The organism is Afifella pfennigii DSM 17143 (assembly GCF_000688515.1).
In the GTDB taxonomy this organism is placed as follows: Bacteria; Pseudomonadota; Alphaproteobacteria; order Rhizobiales; family Afifellaceae; genus Afifella; species Afifella pfennigii.
In genome coordinates this window covers 82354-103311 of the sequence record NZ_JHZK01000004.1, presented here as the reverse complement: position 1 = coordinate 103311, position 20958 = coordinate 82354, and the positions used below count along the sequence as shown (strand labels likewise).

The 20958-nt window shown below is 66.3% G+C and carries 17 protein-coding genes; 13 read left to right on the top strand and 4 right to left on the bottom strand.

The window, feature by feature from the left end:
* Positions 1-91 precede the first annotated feature (91 nt).
* Positions 92-1114 (top strand): deoxyribose-phosphate aldolase, encoded by a 1023-nt coding sequence (gene deoC / locus Q331_RS0105140; RefSeq protein ID WP_084174775.1) that lies wholly within the window; start codon positions 92-94, stop codon positions 1112-1114.
* Positions 1115-1122: 8 nt separating this feature from the next.
* Complete coding sequence (locus Q331_RS0105135) at positions 1123-3525, top strand: aldehyde dehydrogenase family protein (RefSeq protein ID WP_026379797.1); 2403 nt, start codon at positions 1123-1125, stop codon at positions 3523-3525.
* Positions 3526-3580: 55 nt separating this feature from the next.
* On the opposite strand, the gene Q331_RS20085 is transcribed toward Q331_RS0105135, so the two are convergent.
* The 3 genes from Q331_RS20085 to Q331_RS0105120 form a co-directional block, all read right to left on the bottom strand.
* Positions 3581-4516, bottom strand: a complete 936-nt coding sequence (locus Q331_RS20085) for an ABC transporter permease (RefSeq protein WP_210164909.1) — start codon at positions 4514-4516, stop codon at positions 3581-3583.
* Between the two features lie 16 nt (positions 4517-4532).
* The gene (locus Q331_RS0105125) at positions 4533-5336 is read right to left on the bottom strand and encodes a taurine ABC transporter ATP-binding protein (RefSeq protein WP_026379796.1); all 804 of its coding nucleotides are present in this window, start codon (positions 5334-5336) and stop codon (positions 4533-4535) included.
* A gap of 77 nt (positions 5337-5413) precedes the next feature.
* Positions 5414-6409, bottom strand: a complete 996-nt coding sequence (locus Q331_RS0105120; protein ID WP_026379795.1) for a taurine ABC transporter substrate-binding protein — start codon at positions 6407-6409, stop codon at positions 5414-5416.
* A 330-nt stretch (positions 6410-6739) separates the two neighbouring features.
* On the opposite strand from Q331_RS0105120, the gene pdxR reads away from it, so the two are divergent.
* The 3 genes from pdxR (at position 6740) to Q331_RS0105105 (ending at position 10910) form a co-directional block, all read left to right on the top strand.
* A complete protein-coding gene (gene pdxR, locus Q331_RS0105115) occupies positions 6740-8248 on the top strand; it encodes a MocR-like pyridoxine biosynthesis transcription factor PdxR (protein ID WP_026379794.1) in 1509 nt (502 codons plus the stop codon).
* Between the two features lie 97 nt (positions 8249-8345).
* Entirely contained in the window at positions 8346-9467 is a 1122-nt protein-coding gene (gene ald, locus Q331_RS0105110) for an alanine dehydrogenase (RefSeq protein WP_026379793.1), read from the top strand.
* Between the two features lie 105 nt (positions 9468-9572).
* Positions 9573-10910, top strand: a complete 1338-nt coding sequence (locus tag Q331_RS0105105; RefSeq protein WP_034491093.1) for an aspartate aminotransferase family protein — start codon at positions 9573-9575, stop codon at positions 10908-10910.
* A gap of 55 nt (positions 10911-10965) precedes the next feature.
* On the opposite strand, the gene qhpR is transcribed toward Q331_RS0105105, so the two are convergent.
* Positions 10966-11922: an AraC-like transcriptional regulator QhpR gene (gene qhpR, locus Q331_RS0105100; protein WP_051630602.1), complete on the bottom strand. Its 957-nt coding sequence runs from the start codon at positions 11920-11922 to the stop codon at positions 10966-10968.
* Positions 11923-12244: 322 nt separating this feature from the next.
* On the opposite strand from qhpR, the gene Q331_RS0105095 reads away from it, so the two are divergent.
* The 8 genes from Q331_RS0105095 (at position 12245) to Q331_RS0105060 (ending at position 20956) form a co-directional block, all read left to right on the top strand.
* A complete protein-coding gene (locus Q331_RS0105095) occupies positions 12245-13378 on the top strand; it encodes an ABC transporter substrate-binding protein (RefSeq protein ID WP_026379790.1) in 1134 nt (377 codons plus the stop codon).
* Between the two features lie 66 nt (positions 13379-13444).
* The gene (locus Q331_RS0105090) at positions 13445-14530 is read left to right on the top strand and encodes an ABC transporter ATP-binding protein (protein ID WP_026379789.1); all 1086 of its coding nucleotides are present in this window, start codon (positions 13445-13447) and stop codon (positions 14528-14530) included.
* Positions 14530-15384, top strand: coding sequence for an ABC transporter permease (locus Q331_RS0105085; RefSeq protein ID WP_026379788.1), 855 nt, complete (start codon positions 14530-14532; stop codon positions 15382-15384). The genes Q331_RS0105090 and Q331_RS0105085 overlap by 1 nt, the downstream gene beginning before the upstream one ends.
* On the top strand, positions 15384-16214 hold the full coding sequence (locus Q331_RS0105080; RefSeq protein ID WP_026379787.1) for an ABC transporter permease: 831 nt from the start codon (positions 15384-15386) through the stop codon (positions 16212-16214). The genes Q331_RS0105085 and Q331_RS0105080 overlap by 1 nt, the downstream gene beginning before the upstream one ends.
* A gap of 3 nt (positions 16215-16217) precedes the next feature.
* On the top strand, positions 16218-16997 hold the full coding sequence (fabG, locus tag Q331_RS0105075) for a 3-oxoacyl-ACP reductase FabG (RefSeq protein WP_026379786.1): 780 nt from the start codon (positions 16218-16220) through the stop codon (positions 16995-16997).
* Positions 16998-17032: 35 nt separating this feature from the next.
* On the top strand, positions 17033-18034 hold the full coding sequence (locus tag Q331_RS0105070) for a phosphotransferase enzyme family protein (protein WP_245615510.1): 1002 nt from the start codon (positions 17033-17035) through the stop codon (positions 18032-18034).
* 85 nt (positions 18035-18119) lie between these two features.
* Complete coding sequence (locus Q331_RS0105065; protein WP_245615509.1) at positions 18120-19391, top strand: class-III pyridoxal-phosphate-dependent aminotransferase; 1272 nt, start codon at positions 18120-18122, stop codon at positions 19389-19391.
* Complete coding sequence (locus Q331_RS0105060; protein ID WP_084174771.1) at positions 19391-20956, top strand: aldehyde dehydrogenase family protein; 1566 nt, start codon at positions 19391-19393, stop codon at positions 20954-20956. The genes Q331_RS0105065 and Q331_RS0105060 overlap by 1 nt, the downstream gene beginning before the upstream one ends.
* The last annotated feature ends 2 nt before the right edge of the window (positions 20957-20958 follow it).

Genomic DNA, 20958 nt, shown 5'->3' with positions numbered 1-20958 from the left:
AGCCGTTATCGTCGATCCTCGTTTCGGCGGGGGGCGCGAGGAACGGGTGAGCCTTTTGACTCGCCCAAAACGGTGAAGCTGGGAGTTGCAGATGTCCGTGGACCGGGTCGCCCCGCTCGCCTCCATCGCCGGCCGTGGGGCCGGGAGCCCGGCCGCGCCGGAACCGCACGCAGCGCGCAATCCGGGCGTGCCGCTCAATCGCGAATGGTTCCACGAGGCGCGGGTGAACCTTTCCGGGGCGGAGCGCCGCGCCGCCACGCTGACGACGCGCCGCAGCCTGAAGAAGGAATGGCAGGCGGCCTGGCTCTTGAAGGCGATCACCTGCATCGACTTGACGACGCTGTCGGGCGACGACACGCCGGAGCGCGTGCACCGGCTTTGCGCCAAGGCGAAGACGCCGTTGCGCCCCGACCTTCTGCAAGCGCTCGGCTTTGCTGAGCCCCTTCAGGTGGCGGCCGTCTGCGTCTACCCGACGATGGTGCGGCCCGCTGTGAAGGCGCTCCGAGGCTCCGGCATTCCCGTCGCCTCCGTCGCCACCGGCTTTCCCGCCGGCCTGATGCCCTTGAAGCTGCGCCTCGACGAGATCCGCTACGCCGTCGGGGAGGGGGCGGGCGACATCGATATCGTCATTACCCGCGGCCATGTCTTCCGCCAGGAATGGGCCGCGCTCTACGACGAGATGGCGGCGATGCGCGAGGCCGCCGGCAAAGCGCATCTGAAGGCGATCCTGGCGACCGGTGAGCTGAAGACGCTGCGGAGCGTCTACAAGGCCGCCATGGTGGCGATGATGGCCGGCGCCGATTTCGTCAAGACTTCTACCGGCAAGGAGGCGGTGAACGCCACGCTGCCGGTCAGCCTCGTCATGGTGCGCGCCATTCGCGACTATCTGGAACGGACGGGCTTTCCCGTCGGCTTCAAGCCGGCGGGCGGGCTCAGCGCCGCCAAGGACGCGCTCGCCTGGCAGATCCTGATGAAGGAGGAGCTCGGCCGCGACTGGCTGGAGCCGTCGCTCTTCCGCATTGGGGCAAGCTCGCTGCTTGCCGATATCGAGCGTCAGATCGAGCATTTCGTCACCGGCCGCTATTCCTCCGCGATGCGCCACCCGCCGGGCTAGGAGCCGAGATGACCGCGGTGAAGGAGATTTTTCAGACCATGGAATACGGTCCGGCGCCGGAAGCGGACGCTGCCGTGCGCGACTGGCTGGCCGCGCACGAGGCGGGCTTTGGCCATTTCATCGGCGGGCGTTTCCTGGCGCCGCAAGAAGGCGGCGCCTTTGAGACGCTGAGCCCGGTGAACGGCGCGGCGCTGGCGCGCGTGGCGCAAGGCTCGGCGGCCGATATCGACGCGGCCGTTGCCGCCGCCAAGAAGGCGCTGGCGAAATGGGCCGGCCTCTCAGGCCATGTCCGCGCCCGCTACCTCTACGCCGTTGCCCGCCTTATCCAGAAGCGCGCTCGCTTCTTCGCCGTCCTGGAGAGCCTTGATAACGGCAAGCCCATCCGCGAGAGCCGCGATATCGACCTGCCGCTCGTCGCCCGGCATTTCACCCACCATGCCGGCTGGGCCGAGCTGATGGAGAGCGAGTTTGCCGGCTATGGCCCGCTTGGTGTTTGCGGCCAAATCATACCGTGGAATTTCCCGTTCATGATGCTTGCCTGGAAGCTGGCGCCGGCCCTCGCGGCCGGCAACACGGTGGTGTTGAAGCCGGCCGAGCAGACGCCGCTGACCGCGCTCGCCTTCGCCGAGCTTCTCGGCGAGGCGGGGCTGCCTTCCGGCGTCGTCAACATCGTCACCGGCGATGGGCAGACCGGTGCCGCGCTGGTGGCGCATGAAGACGTCGCCAAGGTCGCCTTCACCGGCTCCACCGATGTCGGGCGAAAAATCCGCGCCGCGCTTGCCGGCACGGGCAAGAAGCTTTCCCTGGAGCTCGGCGGCAAGTCGCCCTTTATCGTCTTCGACGATGCCGACCTTGACGCCGCCGTGGAGGGCCTGGTCGATTCCATCTTCTTCAACCAGGGCGAGGTCTGCTGCGCCGGCTCCCGGCTTCTGGTGCAGGAGAGCGTGGCGGAGCGCCTGCACGACAAGCTTCGCCGCCGCATGGCGAAGCTGCGCCTCGGCGAGCCGTTGGATAAATCGACCGATATCGGCCCCCTCGTCGATGCGGCCCAGCTGTCGCGCGTGCGCGCCCTGGTGGAGGCCGGCTGCCGCGAAGGTGCCGCCTGCTGGCAGCCGGACGCAACGGTGCCGAAGGCCGGCTTCTATTTCCCGCCGACGCTGCTCACGGAAGTCGCGCCGGCTTCCATCGTGGCGCAGGAGGAGATTTTCGGGCCCGTGCTCGCCTCCATGAGTTTCCGCACCCCCGATGAGGCGGTGATGCTCGCCAACCATTCCCGCTACGGTCTCGCCGCCTCGCTCTGGACGGAGAATGTCAATCTGGCGCTGCACGTGGCGGCGAGGCTTCGGGCCGGCACCGTCTGGGTGAACGCCGCTAACCTCTTCGACGCCGCCGCCGGCTTTGGCGGCGTGAAGGAGAGCGGCTTTGGCCGCGAGGGCGGCCGGGAAGGCATGTGGGAATATCTGAGGCCGCTTTCTGCGCCCGGCCGCAAGAAGCCGGCCAGGCTGCCGGAGCCCGATTTTTCCGTGGCGCCCGCCTTTCGTGCCCCCGCCGACAAGAACGGCCTGCCTCGCCTCGACCGCACCGCCAAGCTCTATATCGGCGGCCGGCAGGCGCGGCCCGATGGCGGCCATGTCTATAGTGTGCGCAGCCCGGGCGGCATCGAGGTCGGCCAGGCCCCGCTCGGGGGACGCAAGGATATCAGGAACGCCGTGGAAGCCGCGCACAAGGCCGCCGGCTGGACGGCGATGAGCGGCCATCAGCGCGCGCAGGTGCTTTATTATCTCGCCGAGAACCTGGAAGCGCGCGGTGAGGGCTTCGCCGAAGGACTGCGGGAGATGTGCGGCGCGCCCCGAAAGGAAGCCGAGGCGGAGGTGGCCGCCGCCATCCGGCGTATCTTCCTTTATGCCGCCTACGCCGACAAATACGACGGGCGCGTTCATTCCACCCTGGCGCGGCACGTCACCCTCGCCATGCCGGAGCCCCACGGCGTCATGGGCATCCTCTGCCCGAGCCAGGCGCCGCTCCTCGCCTTCGTCTCGCTGGTGACGCCGGCCATCGCCATGGGCAACCGCGTCGTCGCCGCGCCGTCCGCCCTTTGGCCGCTGGCGGCGACGGATTTCTATCAGCTGCTCGATACCTCCGACGTGCCGGGCGGCGTCGTCAACATCGTCACCGGCGACCCCGCGGAGCTCGGCGCCACTATCGGCGGCCACGAAGACATCGCGGCCGCCTGGCATTTTTCTGGTCCGCGAGGGCTGGCCGATTTTGAGCGCGCGGCGGCGGGAAACCTGAAGCCCGTCTGGGCGTGCGACGGCCGGCTCCTCGACTGGGCTGGCCCGGCCGGCGAGGGCGAGGCGTTCCTCCGCCATGCCACGCAGGTGAAGAACATCTGGATACCCTACGGCGAATAGGCGGCCGCGCGGCGCCATGCGTGATGGCGCCGCGCCTTGGGCTTGCGCCGCCCGGCTACGCCTTGCCCTTCCAGGGGATGAGCCAGCTCTCCAGGAGCCGCATCAACAGCTCGATGGAATAGCCGATGAGCCCGATGATGATGATGCCGATGACCACGGTATCGGTCTGCAGGAAATTCTTGGCGATCATGATCATGGAGCCGACGCCGCGGTCGGCGGCGACGAGCTCGGCCGCCACCACCGTGCCCCAGCACACGCCCATCGCCGTCCTGAGGCCGGTGAAGATCTCAGGCAGCGCGTTCGGCAGGATGACGTGGCGCAGCACCTGCAGCTTGGAGGCGCCGAGCGAATAGGCGGCATGCACCTTGGAGATGCGCACCGAGGAGACGCCGGCGCGCGCGGCGATCGTCATGATGAACAGCGAGGCGAGGAAGAGCAGCGAGATTTTCGCCGTCTCGTCGATGCCGAACCACAGGATGATGAGCGGGATAAGCGCGAGCGGCGGGATCGGCCGCATGAACTCCACGATCGGGTCGAAGACGCCGCGCGCCAGCGAGGAGAGGCCCATGGCGAAGCCGAGCGGGATGCCCACGAGTGCGCCGAGGAGAACGCCGGTCAGCACCCGGTAGACGCTGATCCACACATGCTCCCATAGGGTGAAGTTGCGAAAGCCGTCGGAAATCAGCTTGCCGAGGCGCTCGCCCACCATCCCCAGCGAGGGCCAGAAGATCGGTTTCACCCAGCCGAGGTTGGTGGCCAGCCACCACAGCGTGAAAAGCGCAATCACGGTGAGGATCGAGTAAAGCCGCCCCGAATTGACCGCCGAGGCGTCACCGAACTTCACCGTCTTTTGCCGGGTGAAGGTGTTGTCGGCGATACCGAGCCAGACGGCGAGGCCGGAAGGGCCGGCCGAGCCTTGTTCGGAAAGCCTCGCCGCCATTTCGCCGTCGTCGGTTTCGGGTCGTCCTTCGCTCTGCGCCTGGTCGGTCATGGTGTTCCTCCTGGCTTTAGCCGGCTCCCGCCCGTCCCATGATCTCCTCCTCCATTTCCCAGATCATGGAGAGGACCTCCTCGCGCACGGCGATGAATTCCTGGCTCGCCTTGATGCTCCTGGGGCTTTCCTCAAGTCCCCGGTCGGCGAAGGGAAGCTCGTAGGTCTTGTGCACCCGCCCGGGCCGCGGCGCCATCACCACCAGCCGCTCGCCGAGGAACAGCGCCTCCTCCACCGAATGGGTGATGAGGACGATGGTCTTGCCGGTCTCCTTCCAGAGCCTCAGGACGAGGCCCTGCATCTTCTCGCGCGTTAGCGCGTCGAGTGCCCCGAGCGGCTCGTCCATCAAGATGAGGTCGGGGTCGTTGGCCAGGCAGCGGGCGAGCGCGACGCGCTGCTGCATGCCGCCGGAAAGCTGGTAGACCGGCTTGTCGCCGAAGCCCTGCAGGCCGGTCACCTCGAGGAGATGTTCGACCGTCTGGCGGATTTCCGCCGCCGGCTTTCCCGCCATCTTCGGGCCGAAGGCGACGTTGCGCTCCACCGACAGCCATTCGAACAGCGCCCCCTGCTGGAAGACCATGCCGCGCTCAGCATCCGGCCCCTTCACCTCGTGGCCGTTGAGCTGAACGCGGCCGGCGGTCGGGGCGAGGAAGCCGGCGACGATGTTGAGGAGCGTGGTCTTCCCGCAGCCGGAAGGGCCGAGCACCGACATCAGCTCGCCTGGCGCCAGATGCAGCGACACGTCCTTCAGGGCCTGGATCCTGCCGCCATTGGGCAGGCTGAAGACCATGGAAAGGTTCTCGATCCGCAATCCGTCCATGGGCAAGGGACCCCTTCCGTGGGTTGTCGTCCTCGTGAAGGCGGTTGGGCGGCCTTGGCGGCCGCCCGGTTATGCGCTTAAGGCAGGTAGCTCGGATCGACGGCGCCGGAATAGTCCTCGAGCGCCTCCTCCATGCCGCCGGCTTGCACCATCACGTCGGCGACGCCCTTGGCCATTTCCTGCACGCCGCCGCCGAGCCAGTTCTCGCTCTTTTGGTCTTCGGCCGTCGGGAAGCCGAAATTGGCGAGCATGCCCTTGGTGGCGTCGACATCCATGCCGGCCGCCTTGGCGATGGTCTCGTAGCTCTCTTCCGGGCTGTTCTTGTAGGCCGCGTTGGCCTCCTCGGTGACGACGAGGAATTCCTTGACGAGATCGGGATACTGCTCGGCAAAGTCGGAGCGCACGGAGATGATGTCGAAGGTGTTGATGCCCACCGCCTCCTGCTCGGCGCCGGTCATCAGCGGCTTGCCGACTTCGCGCATGCGGTTGATGGCGCCGCCGAAGGCGCAGGCCATCGGCACGTCGCCGCGCACCAGCGCCACGGCGGCGTCGGCCGGGTTCATCTGCACGAGATCGACCTTGGAAGAATCGACGCCCAGATGCTCCAGCGTCTTCAGGAGCTTGTAGTGGGTGACGTTGCCGATCGGCGTCGCCACCTTCTTGCCTTCCAGCTCCTTGGCGTTCTCCTGGGTGATGCCGGCATCGTCGCGCACCACGCAAAGGTCGTTCTCCGCGTAGGTGACGGCGATGCCCACCAATTCGATCGGAGCGTTGTTGGAGACGCCGACGATGAACGGCACGAAGCCTTGCGAATAGGCGATGTCGACATCGCCGGAGACCATCGCCTGGGTCATCTCGTTGCCGTTGCCGAAGGCGCGCCATTCCACCGGCACGCCAAGGCGCTCCGAATAGGTGTCGTTCATCTGCGCTACCTGGTTCGCCGTCGGCCATTCCAGGAAGTAGGCGACGGTGACCTTGTCGGGCTTGTCCTGCGCCAGCGCGAGGCTGCCGGGAAGCACGATGCCGGCCGCCAGGGCTCCGGCAAGTGCAAGGCTTGCAAGTTTCGATGTCATCTCAGTTCCCCTGTTCGGCTGGTTGCCGTTTCGGCCCTTTTGGGCTCGCTTGTTCGTGCCGCCTCCGCCACGGAGTGGCCCGACCCAAGGACGGGTACGACGGGTGCGGAACGGATTTTTTAGCCCGCCCGAAGCTGAGGTCGCTCGTTAGGACCAGATGCTAACACCTCGTTGGGCCAGGGCAAGCGCCATCGCTCGGGCCGGCTGGCGCCGACCCTTCCATCGGGCGGCGCAATCTTGGCTTAAGAGGTTGGTACAGACCTTGCCCTCTCCGCCCCGCCATGCAAGCTTGACGGCGCATATCGACCTCACAAGAGTTGACGCAACGGCATGCGCAGCGACAGCGCCATGTGGGCCGGTCTGTTCCAGATGTCCATGGACAGCGGCCAGACCCTTCAGGCCCAGATTCGACAGACCGTCGTAGCGGCGATTCTCAACGGCCAGATTCCCGCCGCCCAGCCGCTACCCTCCTGTCGCACGCTCGCCCGCCATATCAACGTGGCGCGCGGCACGGTCGTGCTGGCCTATCAGCATCTCGTCGACCAGGGCTTCCTGATCGCCCGGGAGCGTCACGGCCATTTCGTCAATCCGGACATCCTGCCGTCTCTGGATGGCGAGGCCTCGGTCGAGCCGGCCCGGGAAGGGCCCGGCCCGGACTGGTCGTCCCTGGTGCCGCCGCGCCTGAAGAAGCTGCAGGCGCTGGACAAGCCGCGCGATTGGCTCTCCTACCGCTACCCCTTCGTCTACGGCCAGTTCGACCCCTCGCTCTTTCCCACCAACGAATGGCGCGAATGCGTGCGCATGGCGCTCGGCGTGCGCGAGATCTACGATTGGGCGGCCGACATGGTCGACAAGGATGACCCCCTCCTCATCGAGCAGATCCGCACCCGCATCCTGCCGCGGCGGGGCATCTTCGCCCGCTCCGACGAGGTGGTTGTCACGCTCGGCGCCCAGAACGGCCTGTTTCTCTTGGCCTCGCTGCTGCTGCGCAAGGATAGCGCCGTCGCCATGGAGGATCCGGGCTATCCCGATGCGCGCCTCATTTTCGGCCTGCACACCGACCGGGTCGTGCCCGTGCCTGTCGATGCCAAGGGACTGGACCCGAGCCAGATACCGGAGGATTGCCGCATCGTCTTCTGCACGCCGAGCCATCAATGCCCGACGGCCGCGCGCCTGCCGATCGCCCGCCGCCAGGCTTTGCTTTCCTGGGCCGGGGCATCGGACGGCCTCATCATCGAGGACGATTATGACAGCCAGCTCCTCGACGACATGGAAAGCGGCGAGGCCGCCCTGCCGGCGCTGAAGAGCCTCGACAAGGAGGGGCGGGTGGTCTTCGTGGGCTCGCTGTCGAAGACCCTCGCTCCCGGCCTTCGTCTTGGTTATCTCGTCGGCGACGCCGATCTCATCGCCGATCTGCGCCGCCTGCGCCGGCTGATGCTGCGCCACCCGCCCGCCAACAACCAGCGCGCCGTCGCCATCTTCCTCTCCCTCGGCCATCACGACGCGCTCATCCGCCGCCTCTCCGCCTCCATCCGCGAGAAGCGGCAGACGCTGCGCGCCGCGCTCAGCCGCCACCTTCCCGATTTCGATCACGGTCCGGGCCGCGCCGGCACCTCGCTCTGGCTGCAAGGTCCGAAGGGGTTCGATGCCGACCGACTGGTGGAGGCGGCCCGCGCCGAGAGCGTCATCGTGGAGCCGGGCCGGGTTTTCCACGCCGATCCGCGCGGTGCCGGCAACACTTTCCGCATGGGCGTGACCGCGATAGAGATGCGGCGCATCGAGGATGGGGTGCGCGCCCTGGCGCGGGCCGCTTCAGGCCTGCCCTTGTTGGCGGCCTGAGGCGCCCGTCTGAACCACGGGCGGGGCGGGCTCTGGTCCTATCGGCGGGCGCGGCGCCTCGTAATCTACCGCGCCTTCACAAGCTCGGAGATAGTGGATGCGCGTTGGAGTGCCCAAGGAAATCAAGGCCTCGGAGCATCGGGTGGGGCTCGTTCCCGCCTCGGTGCGGGAGGTGGTGGCACATGGTCACGAGGTTTTCGTGGAGACCGGCGCGGGGGCCGGCATCGGGCGCCTGGACGCCGATTACGAGGCGGCGGGGGCCACCATTCTGCCCGATGCAGGCGAGGTCTTCGCCCGCGCCGACATGATCGTCAAGGTGAAGGAGCCGCAGGCGAGCGAGCGCGCCGCCCTTCGCGAGGGGCAACTGCTCTTCACCTATCTGCATCTCGCCCCCGATCCGGACCAGGCGCGCGAGCTCATCGCCTCCGGCGCCACCGCCATCGCCTACGAGACCGTCACCAGCCCTTCCGGCGGCCTGCCGCTTCTAAGGCCGATGTCGGAGGTTGCCGGCCGCATGTCGATCCAGGCCGGCGCCTATTATCTGGAATACGCCCATGGCGGCCTCGGCGTGCTGCTCGGCGGCGTGCCGGGCGTCGATCCGGCCAAGGTCGTCATTCTCGGCGGCGGCACGGTCGGCACCCATGCCGCCCATATCGCCATCGGCATGGGGGCCGATGTCTGCGTGCTCGACGCTTCCAACGACGCGCTGCGGCGCCTTTGGACCCAGTTCGGCCGCACGCTCGACACCGTCTTCTCGACGAAGGATTCCATCGAGCGCCATGTGGCCGAGGCCGATCTGGTCATCGGCGGCGTGCTCATTCCCGGAGCTGCCGCGCCCAAGCTCGTCAGCCGGCAGATGATCGCCACCATGAAGCCGGGCTCGGTCGTCGTCGACGTCGCCATCGACCAGGGCGGCTGCTTTGAGACCTCGCGCCCCACGACGCATGACGACCCGGTCTACAAGGTCGACGAGGTGACCCATTACTGCGTCGCCAACATGCCGGGCGCGGTGCCGCGCACCTCCGCCGAGGCGCTGAACAACGCCACCTTGCCCTTCGTTCTCGCCCTCGCCGACAAGGGCTGGCGCGTGGCAAGCGCGGAAGACCCGCATCTGGCCGCCGGCCTCAACGTCCACCAGGGGCGTCTCACCCATGCGGCGGTGCATGAGGCGCTGACGGAAATGCCCTATATGCCGCTTCAAGAAGCCCTTGCCGCCTAGGCGAGGCGAGGCCTGGCATGCTGGGCAGCCGGCCTCTGGTGCAAGAAGTCGGTCCAGCTGCCGCGCTATTCTGTCGCTTTAGAGTCTCCCTTGGAGGAAACACCGATGCAGATGCTCGCCGAGCCCTTGCAGAAATTCGCCACCAACTCGCTGGCCGAGCATTGGATGCCGTTCACCGCCAACCGCGACTTTCGGGCCGCCCCGCGCCTGGTGGTCAAGAGCGAGGGCATGTATCTCTGGGACCATAAGGGCGGCAAAATCGTCGACGGTTCCTCCAGCCTCTTCAACGTCGCGGCCGGCCATGGGCGGCGCGAGATCGCCGATGCGGTCTACGCCCAGATGCTGCAGAACGATTACTCGCCGCATTTCCAGCTCGGCCATCCCGGCTCCTTCGCGCTCGCCAACAAGCTGACGCGCATCCTGCCGGAAGGCTTCAACCATGTCTTCTTCGTCAATTCCGGCTCGGAGGCCATCGACACGGCGCTGAAGATGGTCATGGCCTATCACCGCGCCCGCGGCGAGGGTCATCGCCTGCGCTTCGTCTCGCGCGAGCGCGCCTATCACGGCGTCAATATCGGCGGCGTGTCCTTGTCGGGTATGGTGAAGAACCGCGAGAGCTTTGCCGGCGTCATCCCCAACGTCGTCGCCTTGCGCCATACCTGGGACCCCGACAACACCTTCCAGCGCGGCCAGCCGGAGAAGGGGGCGGAGCTGGCGGAGGATCTGCAGCGCTTTTGCGACACCTATGGCGGCTCCACCATCGCCGCCGTCTTCGTGGAGCCGGTGGCCGGCTCGACCGGCACGCTGGTGCCGCCCAAGGGCTATCTGGAGCGTCTCAGGGAAATCTGCGACCAGCACGGCATCCTCCTCGTTTTCGACGAGGTGATCACCGGCTTCGGGCGCCTCGGCGCGCCCTTCGCCGCCGACGCTTTCGGCGTCACGCCAGACCTCATGACCATGGCCAAGGCGATCACCAACGGCGCCATCCCGATGGGCGCGGTGGCGAGCCGCGACGAAGTCTACGACACCATCACCGACGCCGCGCCCAAGGACGCCATCGAGTTCTTCCACGGCTATACCTATTCGGCGCATCCGGCCGCCTGCGCGGCGGGGTTGGCGACGCTGGAGATCTACGAGAGCGAGGGTCTGTTTCAGCGCGCCGCCGAGCTCAGCGATTATTTCCTCGACGCCGTCTATACGCTGAGGGACATGGAGGTGGTGCACGACATCCGCGGCTACGGGCTGATGGCCGGCGTGGAGGTCTGGCCGCAGGACGGCGCGCCCGGCGCGCGCGGCACCGAATTGCAGAAGAAGCTCTTCTGGAACGGTTGCCACGTGAAGTTCACCGGCGATACCGGCATCATCGCCCCCTCGCTGATTGCCGAGCGGAGCCATGTCGATGAGATCGTCGACATTTTCCGCAAGACCCTCGCAGAGATCTGAGACGCTCTAAAACAAGCAATGCGCGCGGCGCCCCTTGCCGGGGGCGCCGCGTCATTCAGGCCGTAAGGAAGGGGCGGCGCTGGCGCGTGCGCCGGTAGCGCTGGGGGCTCATGCCCGTCCAGTTGCGGAAGGCGCGCGAAAAGGCCGATAGCTCCGAATAGCCGAGGCAGTAGGCGATCTCCGTCAGCGGCATATCGGGATCGCTCAGATAATGCAGCGCCAGCTCGTGGCGCGCGGCTTTCAAAAGGTCGGCGAAGGCGACGCCGCTCGCTTTGAGGCGCCGCTGGAAGGCCTGGTCCGGCAGGCCGAGGATGCGGGCGATCTCCGAAAGCGTCGGAATCGTATCGCCCAGATGCAGCTTGATCTGGTTGCGCACCACGGTGGCGAAATCCTCCGGATCCTCCTGCAGGGCGCAGCGTCGCTCCAGGAAGGGGGTGATGACGGAGAAGAGAAAGGGATCCTGTTGCGGCATGCTGGCGTCGAGATCGCGCCGGCGGAAGGCGATGGCGTTGGTGCGCCGGCCGAACCGGACGGGTGCCCCGAAAGCCTTTTCGTGGGCATGATACTCGCCCGGCCGTTCGTGCTCGAAGCGGATTTCCAAGGGCGCCCAGTCCGGCCCGAGCGCCGATTTGAAGATGTTGCAGAACATGCCGAGCGACAGTTCCGCGTCCTGCCGGCGGCGGGCGATACGCGGATCGTAGATGCGATAGCTCAGCCATAACACGCCGCTATCCTGCAGCAGGCCGAAGCTCGTCTGCCCCTGATGGGCGGGAAAGTAGCGTTCCATGTTGCGCAGCGCCGCGGCGAGGGTAGGCGAGCTGATCGCCGCGTAGCCGATGACGCCGAGATGTTTGGGCAGAAATCTTTGGCCGAACTCCAGGCCGATATTGTCGTATTGCGTCGCCGTGGCGGCTTCCTCGAAGAGCGCGCAATATCCTTTGAGATCAAGCTCGTTGACCGGGCTTCCGAGATCGGTGAGGCGAAGACCGGCGCGCCCGAAGATCGTTTCCACGTCTCCGCCGCGTCGGCAGAAGAGGTCAGTCGCTCCGGTGGCGGCCGACGCCAACACTTTCGGCGGAGCGATCGTTTCGGTCTCGGGGATGTCAGAAGCGATCGCCAAGACTTCCCTCACATGGCTGAAGCCCGGAAGGATAGCGTGGCCAAGTGCCGTAGAGTCAAGTCTCGCTGCTTTCTTGCTTGCCGCGAGCGAGCAAGTGCCTGGCGGGCGGCTGTTAAATCTGCGCCGGCCGCTGTCAAGCAGGCGGGGGCCAAAGCCGGCACTCTAGCGTCAAGGATCCGCCAGAGGTCCCCCCTTTGCTCAAGGAGGAGCGCTCATGAAACTGACCCGTCGCCAGTTCTCAGCTGGCATGGCCGGGGCTGCGGGCTTGGCGGCCCTCGGGCCGGCCGGCAAAGCCTTCGCCGCACGTGACGACCAGCTCAACATCCTGTGCTGGGAGGGCTACAATTCCGACGATGTGCTCGGCCCCTTCCGCGAGGCCAATCCAGGTGCCAGCGTGCGCGCCGAAAGCGGCACATCCGACCCCGACATGATCAACAAGTTGCGCGCGGGAGAGGTCAATGTCTGGGATCTCATCAACGTGAACCAGCCCTGGGCGCGCGATCAGCTCTATCCGGAAAACCTGATCAAGCCGCTCAGCAAGGAGCGGTTCATGCCCTATTTCGACACGATGCTGCCGACCTTCGCCGAGCCCTATCCGCTCGCCTTTGCCGATGACGGAAATTTGATCGGCATGCCGCAGCGCTACGGCCCGTTCAGCTTCGTCGTCAACACCGACAAGATCAGCCGGGAAATGGCCGAGGACGAAGGCTGGAACCTTTTCCTGGATGCCGGCATGAACGACCGCTACGGCGTGCTGACTTACGACAACTGGAACATCATGCATCTCTGCCTGACGGCCGGGCTCGACCCGTTCAGAGAGATGGACGATGCGGGCAAGGCGCAGTTCAGGGAGGCGGCCGACAAGATCTTCGGCGGCGCCAAGCTCTTGACCGACGACCTCGTCGCCATGAACACCGCGCTCATCAACGGCGAGATCGACGCCTACTTCACCGGCGGCACCTACACGGCCTCTCCGGCCCGCTATGACGGTGCCATGAATGTGCGTGCCATCACGCCCAAATCGGGCCCCGTCGACGGCAAGGGCGGCGTCGTGTGGATCGAGCTGACCTCGGCGGTCAACAATCCCGATCCCTCCAAGCTCGCCGAGGATTTCCTGGAGTTCGTGCAGAAGCCGGAAATCTGCAAGGCCGTCGCCTTCGCCGAGGGGACCTACAATCCGGTCAGCCAGATGGGCAGCGACGCGGTGATGTCCCAGTTCGACGAGGAAGAGCTCGACGCCATCCAGTGGGACAGCCTGGAAGAGGAGATGGCCCGCTCGCTCGACTACCAGGTCGTCGCCTCCTACGCCGATCTCAACGAGATCTACAACGCCGCCAAGCGCGGCTGAGGCATGCCCTTCTCCCCGGCGCCCGCGCCGGGGATCTTGTCTCCGGCATCCGTCTGACAGGTCGAAATGTCTTCCGAGCCGTTTCTGCGCCTCGACAATATCGTGAAGCGCTTCGGCGATTTCACGGCGCTGCAAGGTATCAGTCTGGATATCAACGAGGGCGAGTTCCTGACCATCGTCGGGCCGTCCGGCAGCGGCAAGTCGACCCTCATTCGCCTCCTCGTCGGCATGGAGGAGGTGAGCGAGGGCTCCATCTGGCTGCGCAGCGAGCGCATCGACGAAACGCCCGCCAACAAGCGCCCGACCTGCATGGTCTTCCAGTCGCTGGCGCTGTTTCCGCATATGACGGTCGGGCAGAACATCGAGTTTCCGCTGAAGATCCGCGGCGAGAGCGAAAGCAGCCGCCGGGCGCGGGCGCTGGAGCTTCTGGAGCTGCTGCATCTGCCGGCCGACTACTACCACAAGCGCATCCGCCAATGCTCCGGCGGCGAGCAGCAGCGTGTGGCGCTGGCAAGGGCGCTCGCCTTCGATCCTGAGATTCTCTTCTTCGACGAGCCGCTTTCGGCGCTCGACTACCGGCTGCGCAAGGCCTTGGAGAAGGAGCTGAAGGACCTTCACCACCGCACCGGCAAGACCTTCGTCTACATCACCCACAGCCTGGAGGAGGCGATGGTGATGTCGGATCGCATCGCCATCATGCGCAAGGGGCGCTTCGAGCAGATCGCCGTCGCCGACGAGATCTATGCCCGTCCGATCAGCCGTTTCGTCGCTGAGTTCATGGGCGAGGTGAATCTTTTCGACGTGGAGGGCACCGCGAGCGGCGGGCTCTATGGCCATGGCGTCGAGATCCACGCCAACGGCGAGGCGGGCGCCGCCGATATCGCCCTGCCGCAGGGCGAGCGAGGCATCCTCATGGTGCGGCCGGAATTCGTCCGTTTTCTGGTCTCCGGGGAGACCGCCGATTTCATCGTGCGCGGCATCCTGCGCGAGGAATACGCCCTCGGCTCGCGCATCCAGTACGAGGTGGAGGCCGCTTCCGGCTCCAGGCTCACCATTGAGAAGCTGCGCGAGGACCGTTTTGCCGGCGCCATCGGCAGCGAGGTGGTTCTCGGCTGGGACGTCGAGAACACGCATCTCATCCGCGAGGCGTGATGGAGCGTCTCGACCGCAGGCTCGGCTTCTTCAGCGCCCTGCCCCTGGCGATGCTTCTGGCCGTCGCCTTCCTGGCGCCGCTCCTCGTCATCGCCGTTTTCTCGGTGATGCCGCAGCGCGTCTTCAGCCTCTTCAACGCGCCGGACTTTTCCGCCTACCGGGTGTTCTTCCAGCAGGGCTATTACGGCCCGCTCGCCTGGTCGCTGGGCATGGCGCTCGTCTCCACCATCGTCCTTTTCCTCATCTCCTGGCCGCTCGCCTACGGCATGGCCAAGGTCTTCGGCCGCTTCACCCTCGTCCTCACCGTCGCGGTGGTGATGAGCCTTTTCGTGTCGGAGAATATCCGCCTGTTCGGCTGGGTGCTGACGCTGATGAAGGGCGGCCTCGTGGAAGGTCACTTCCGCGCCTTGACCGGCGTCGGCTTCGAAAGCCCGCTCTACAACGTGCCGATCATCGTGTTCGGCCTCGTCTACGTCTACTTTCCCTTCATGCTCTTTCCCCTGGCGCAGGGTATCGCCATGGTGCCGGACGATGCGCGCCAGGCCGCCGCCGATCTCGGCGCCTCGCGCTGGCGGGTTCTGTGGGAGATCGAGCTGCCGCTGGCCGCCCCCGGCATCGTCGTCGGCTGCCTGCTCTCCTTCGTGCTGGCGACCGGCGCCCTGGCGGAATCGAAGCTCCTCGGCGGCCAGTCGGTCATCGTCATCGCCGACGAGATCGAGACCGCCTTCACCTATGGGCAGAACTGGCCGCTCGGCTCGGCGCTGTCGATGGTCCTCATCCTCATCATCGGCGCGCTGGCGATTGTCGCCGTTACCCGTATCGACCTCGATACAATCATGGGGCGCAGACGCTGATGCCGGCGAGCCGCTCCACCAAGATCGCCCTCTACCTCTACGGCGTTCTGGCGATCGTCATCCTCTATCTGCCGCTCGTCTCCGTCGGCTTCGCCTCCGTCTCCAGGGCGCGCTATCTGAGCTTTCCGATCAAACGCTATTCCACGGAATGGTATGCTCGCGCGCTGGAAAGCCCGACGGTCGCCGATCTGGTCACCACCTCGCTGAAGGTCGCCATCATCGTCACCATCGTCTCCATGGTGATCGGCTTCTTCGGCGCGCTCGCCTTCGCCCGCTACCACTGGCGCTATCGCGGCACCTTCCAGAAGCTGATCCTGTTGCCGATCTTCTTTCCCCAGACCGTGCTCGGCCTGGCGCTTTTGATGTGGTTCAACTCCGTCGGCATCATCCCGACCTGGAAGACCGCCGTCGTGGCGCATCTTGTCTGGATCGCGCCGATCGCCACCCTGATCATCGCCATTCGCGCCTATTCCTTCGATCCCGCGCTGGAAGAGGCGGCGCGCGATATGGGCGCCTCCACCTTCCTCATCCTGCGCGAAATCACCCTGCCGCTGCTGATGCCCGGCATCGTTGCCGCCGGGCTCTTCGCCTTCCTTCTGAGTTGGGGGAATTTCCCGCTCTCGCTCTTCACCACCGGCGCCGATTCCACGCTGCCGGAATGGCTCTACGCCAAGATGGTCTCCGGCTATTCGCCGCTGGTGCCGACCGTCGGCATCATGTCGGTCGTCGGCTCCTTCTGCATTCTCATCCTGGCTTTCGCCATGACCTGGCTGCTGCGCAAGGCGCGAAACAACCGCCCCAAAGGGGCTGACAACGACACGGGAGGTTAACGCATGCTGACGTCGATCAAGGACAGGAGCGTCATCGTCACCGGCGGCTCTAAGGGCATCGGTCGCGGCATCGCCAAGGTCTTCGCCCGCCACGGGGCCAAGGTCACCATCGTGGCGCGCCACGAGCAGGAGCTGAAGGCGACCTGCGACGAGCTTGCCGGGGAGGGCGGCGCGCTTCGCTACGAGATCTGCGATGTCTGCGACTGGGACGAGGTGAAGCGGATGGTCGACAGCGCCGCCGCCGCCCAGGGCGGGCTCGACGTGATGTGCGCCAATGCCGGCATCTTCCCGCAGACCAAGATGGTGGAGATGGACATCGCCGAATGGGACCGGGTGATGGCCACCAATCTCCGCTCCGCCTTTTTGTGCGTGAAGGCTTCGATCCCGCATTTCGACAGAGCGGGGAAGGGCAGGGTCGTCCTCACCTCCTCCATCACCGGCCCGGTCACCGGCTTCCCCGGCTGGGCCCATTACGGCGCTTCCAAGGCCGGGCAGCTCGGCTTCTTGAAGACCGCGGCGATGGAGCTGTCGCGCTACAACACCACCATCAACGCGGTGATGCCCGGCAACATCTTCACCGAGGGGCTTCAGGACCTCGGCCAGGAATATCTCGACACCATGGCCGCCTCCATTCCGCTGAAGCGCCTCGGCGAGGTGGAGGATATCGGCCACGCGGCGCTCTTCTTCGCCTCCGACGAGGCGGCCTACATCACCGGTCAGCAGATCGTCGTCGACGGCGGCCAGATTCTGCCGGAATCGCTCGAGGCGATGGCCGAGATCTGAGGCAGGGCCGAGGATCGAGCCGGAGGAGTAGGGCGATGGCGACCAGCGACATGCCGCTCGAGGAGCTGCTGAAGCATCTGGAGGTGCTGGCGAATGCCTCGTTGCATCTCTGGGACATCCCGGAAGGGGCGCGCGCGCGCCTCATCAACGTGTCGGAGAACGCGACCTATCTGGTGGAGGCGCCGGGCTATAAGTCGGTCCTGCGCATCCACCGCGAGAACTACCACACCGAGCGCGCCATCGAATGCGAGCTCGCCTGGTCGCGGGCGCTGCGCGAGGACGGGGCGATCACCACGCCGCCCGCCATTGCCGGCCGCAACGGCAAGCTCATCCAGTCCGGCCGCGTGGAGCCGCTGCCCAATCCGCGCTTCATGGTGCTGTTTGAGTATTTCGACGGCGAGCAGCCGGACGAGACGCACGATCTCGTCAACTCGTTCGAGGATCTCGGCGAAATCGCCGCCCGCACGCATCTGCATTCCATCTCCTGGCAGCGGCCGCAGCCCTTCGAGCGGCTGACCTGGGATCTTGATGCCGTGTTCGGCCCGAACGCCACCTGGGGGAACTGGCGTGACGCGCCGAACGTCACGCCAGAAATCGGCGGCATCCTTGAGCGGGTGGAGGCGACGGTGACGAAGCGGCTGACGGCCTTCGGCAAGGGCCCGGATCGCTACGGCCTCGTCCATGCCGACATGCGCCTTGCCAATCTCCTCGTCAACGGCAGGCGCACCGAGCTCATCGACTTCGACGATTGCGGCTTCGGCTGGTTCCTCTACGACTTCGCCACCGGCATCAGCTTCATGGAGGACAATCCGATGGTGCCGGAGCTGGAGCGTTCCTGGGTGCGCGGCTACCGCAAGGTGCGCGAGCTTCCGCAAGAGGAGGCGGCCGAGCTCGACACCTTCGTCATGCTGCGCCGGCTCGCCCTGCTCGCCTGGATTGGCAGCCATATCGAAGCGCCGGAGCCGCAGGCGCTGGCCGCCGATTTCGCGCCGGTCTCCGCCGAGCTGGGCGAAGCCTATCTGCAGGACTTCGCCTGAGGCCTGTCAACCGGCACCTGGCGCCTGTCAAGCAGGGCCGCCGGCGATTGGCCATGATGTCGCAATGCTCGCAACGGGAAGCCCTATGAGCCAGGAAAAGCTCGAATTTCTTGAGCGCTCCAAGGCGTTCTGGAACCCCGGCAAGACCCAGGACTGGATCGACATGGGCGTCGATCTCGTCATCGACCGGCGCGAGGGCTACTACCTTTACGACATGGACGGAAGGCGGCTGATCGACGTCCATCTGAACGGCGGCACCTACAATCTCGGCCATCGCCATCCCGAGCTCGTGGAAGTGCTGAAGGCCGGCACGGCGCGCTTCGACATGGGCAACCATCATTTCCCCGCGCTTGCCCGCACGGCGCTGGCGGAGGCGCTCGCCGCCTGCGCCCCTGCGCCGGACATGAAATACACCGCCTATGGCTCCGGTGGCGGCGAGGCGATCGATATCGCCATCAAGACGGCTCGCCACACCGCCAAGAAGCGCAAGATCGTCTCCATCATCAAGGCCTATCACGGCCATACCGGCCTCGCGGTGAAGACCGGCGACGAGCGCTTCTCCAAGCTGTTCTTGTCGGAGGATACCGAGGGCGAGTTCGTCCAGGTGCCCTTCAACGACCTTGGCGCCATGGAGGACGCGCTGAAGGGCCGCGACGTGGCCGCCGTCATCATGGAGACGATCCCGGCGACCTACGGCTTTCCGATGCCGCATGAGGGCTATCTGCCGGCGGTCAAGAAGCTCTGCGAGCGCTACGACGCCCTCTACATCGCCGATGAGGTGCAGACCGGCTTGATGCGCTGCGGCGAGATGTGGGGCTGCATGAAATACGGCGTGGAGCCCGACATCATGGTGACGGGCAAGGGCATCTCCGGCGGCATGTACCCGATCGCCTGCGTGCTCATCTCCGAGCGATGCGGCGGCTGGCTGAAGGAGGACGGCTTCGGCCACATCTCCACCATGGGCGGCGCCGAGCTCGGCTGCGTCGTCGCCATGAAGACGCTGGAGATCGTGCAGCGGCCGGAAGTGCGCACCATGGTGCGCTTCATCTCCGACTTCATCCGCGCCGGCCTCGACGAGATCATGGCCGAATATGCCGACTTCTTCATCGGCATCCGCCAGCACGGCGTCGTCATGGGGCTGGAATTCAACCACCCCCAGGGCGCCAAGCCGGTGATGAAGCATCTCTACGAGAACGGCGTCTGGGCGATCTTTTCCACGCTCGATCCGCGCGTCCTGCAGTTCAAGCCGGGCCTGCTTCTCACCCAGGCCGACGCGGAGGATCTCTTGCGCCGGGTGGAGATCGCCGTCGGCCTTGCTCGCGAGGAGGTGATGGGCGGGCGGCGGAGGGCGTTCTGATGCAGCCGGAAATCCGCACCCTCGTCGACATTTCCGGCACGCCGGCGGCCATGCACGGCCGCGCCGACATGATGCTGGAGCGGGCGCGATGGGCCTCCACCGTCTTCCAGCGCTACGATCGGGCCGCCACTATGGCCATCGTCGACGCGGTCGCCGAGGCGGCCCATGCCAATGCGGCAAGGCTCGCCGAATGGGCCGTGCGCGAGACGGGTTTCGGCGTCGCCGCCGACAAGAAGATAAAGAACGAGCTGACGGCCAGGCCCCTGGTGGAGCATTACCGCGAGGAGGATTTCGTCAGCCCGCGCATCGACGAGACCCGCAAGATCGTCGAGCTGCCTCGTCCGGCGGGTGTCGTTTTCGCGCTGACGCCCTCCACCAATCCGATCGCGACGCTGAACTACAAGGTGCTTCTGGCGCTGATGACCCGCAACGCCATCGTCGTCAGCCCGCATCCTGCGGCGCGCGAATGTAGTCTCGACGCCGCAGGTCGGCTCGTTGAGGCGGCCGAGGCGGCCGGCGCACCCCCGGCCATCATCCAGATCGTCGCCGAGCCCTCCATCCCGCTGGTGGAGGCCTTCATGTCCTCGCCCAAGACCAACGTCATCCTGGCGACCGGCGGCACGGCCATGGTGCGGGCGGCCTATTCCTCCTCCAATCCGGCGATCGGGGTGGGGCCGGGCAATGCGCCGGTCTATGTCGACAGCTCCGCCGATATCGACAAGGCGGCGCGTCGCATCGTTCAATCGAAGGCCTTCGACAATTCCATCCTGTGCACCAATGAGAGCGTCCTCATCACCTTGCCGGCGGTGGAGCGGCGGCTTTCCCAGGCGCTGAAGGCGGCCGGCGCCTATCTGTGCGGCGCGGAGGAGGTTGAGCGGCTGCGCCGTTTCCTCTTCCATGCGCGCGGCTTCAACGTGGAGGCACTTGGCCGCGACGCCGCTTGGATCGCCGAGGAATGTTGCATCAAGGTGCCGTCCTCCACCAAAATCCTGGTGGCGCCGATCGCCCAAATCGGCGTGGAGGAGCCGCTAAGCCGCGAAAAGCTCTGCCCTGTGCTGGCCATGCATGTGGCCAAGAGCCGTCCGCAGGCCCTGGCGCAGGCGCGCGCCGTCCTGCGTCTCACCGGCGCCGGCCATTCGGCTGCGGTGCATGCCGGCGACGAGCGGGTGACGATGGCCTTTGCCGCCGCGGTGGAGGCCTATCGGGTGGTGGTCAACGCCCCCTGCTCGCAGGGCGCCGCCGGCTTCGGCACCCATCTTGCCCCGAGCTTCACCATCGGCACCGGCTATTTCGGCCGCTCCTCCATCGGCGAGAATATCGGCCCGCAGCACCTCGTCCATTGGACGCGGCTCGCCTATGAGGCTTCGGAGACCTTCGGGAATTATCGCGGCCTCGGGCCGGAGCTCGGCGGCCCGCTGCCCGAAGCTCCCTCCGATGGCGTGCCGGGCTCCGGCGCTTACCGGCCGCGTCCGGTGGAGCGTGCCGCGCCGGCCGTCGACGGCGCCACGCGCGAGGAACTGCGCCGTCTCATCGCCGAAGAACTGCGTGACCTTTTGAAGAAGTGACC

What these genes read in the sequence shown, in the direction of transcription:
- deoC (WP_084174775.1), top strand. Translation starts at nt 92, where the DNA reads ATGTCCGTGGACCGGGTCGCCCCGCTCGCCTCCATCGCCGGCCGTGGG.
- Q331_RS20085 (WP_210164909.1), bottom strand. Translation starts at nt 4,516, where the DNA reads ATGACCGACCAGGCGCAGAGCGAAGGACGACCCGAAACCGACGACGGC.
- Q331_RS0105135 (WP_026379797.1), top strand. Translation starts at nt 1,123, where the DNA reads ATGACCGCGGTGAAGGAGATTTTTCAGACCATGGAATACGGTCCGGCG.
- Q331_RS0105070 (WP_245615510.1), top strand. Translation starts at nt 17,033, where the DNA reads ATGGCGACCAGCGACATGCCGCTCGAGGAGCTGCTGAAGCATCTGGAG.
- Q331_RS0105085 (WP_026379788.1), top strand. Translation starts at nt 14,530, where the DNA reads ATGGAGCGTCTCGACCGCAGGCTCGGCTTCTTCAGCGCCCTGCCCCTG.
- Q331_RS0105090 (WP_026379789.1), top strand. Translation starts at nt 13,445, where the DNA reads ATGTCTTCCGAGCCGTTTCTGCGCCTCGACAATATCGTGAAGCGCTTC.
- Q331_RS0105125 (WP_026379796.1), bottom strand. Translation starts at nt 5,336, where the DNA reads ATGGACGGATTGCGGATCGAGAACCTTTCCATGGTCTTCAGCCTGCCC.
- pdxR (WP_026379794.1), top strand. Translation starts at nt 6,740, where the DNA reads ATGCGCAGCGACAGCGCCATGTGGGCCGGTCTGTTCCAGATGTCCATG.
- fabG (WP_026379786.1), top strand. Translation starts at nt 16,218, where the DNA reads ATGCTGACGTCGATCAAGGACAGGAGCGTCATCGTCACCGGCGGCTCT.
- ald (WP_026379793.1), top strand. Translation starts at nt 8,346, where the DNA reads ATGCGCGTTGGAGTGCCCAAGGAAATCAAGGCCTCGGAGCATCGGGTG.
- Q331_RS0105065 (WP_245615509.1), top strand. Translation starts at nt 18,120, where the DNA reads ATGAGCCAGGAAAAGCTCGAATTTCTTGAGCGCTCCAAGGCGTTCTGG.
- Q331_RS0105120 (WP_026379795.1), bottom strand. Translation starts at nt 6,409, where the DNA reads ATGACATCGAAACTTGCAAGCCTTGCACTTGCCGGAGCCCTGGCGGCC.
- Q331_RS0105060 (WP_084174771.1), top strand. Translation starts at nt 19,391, where the DNA reads ATGCAGCCGGAAATCCGCACCCTCGTCGACATTTCCGGCACGCCGGCG.
- Q331_RS0105105 (WP_034491093.1), top strand. Translation starts at nt 9,573, where the DNA reads ATGCAGATGCTCGCCGAGCCCTTGCAGAAATTCGCCACCAACTCGCTG.
- Q331_RS0105095 (WP_026379790.1), top strand. Translation starts at nt 12,245, where the DNA reads ATGAAACTGACCCGTCGCCAGTTCTCAGCTGGCATGGCCGGGGCTGCG.
- Q331_RS0105080 (WP_026379787.1), top strand. Translation starts at nt 15,384, where the DNA reads ATGCCGGCGAGCCGCTCCACCAAGATCGCCCTCTACCTCTACGGCGTT.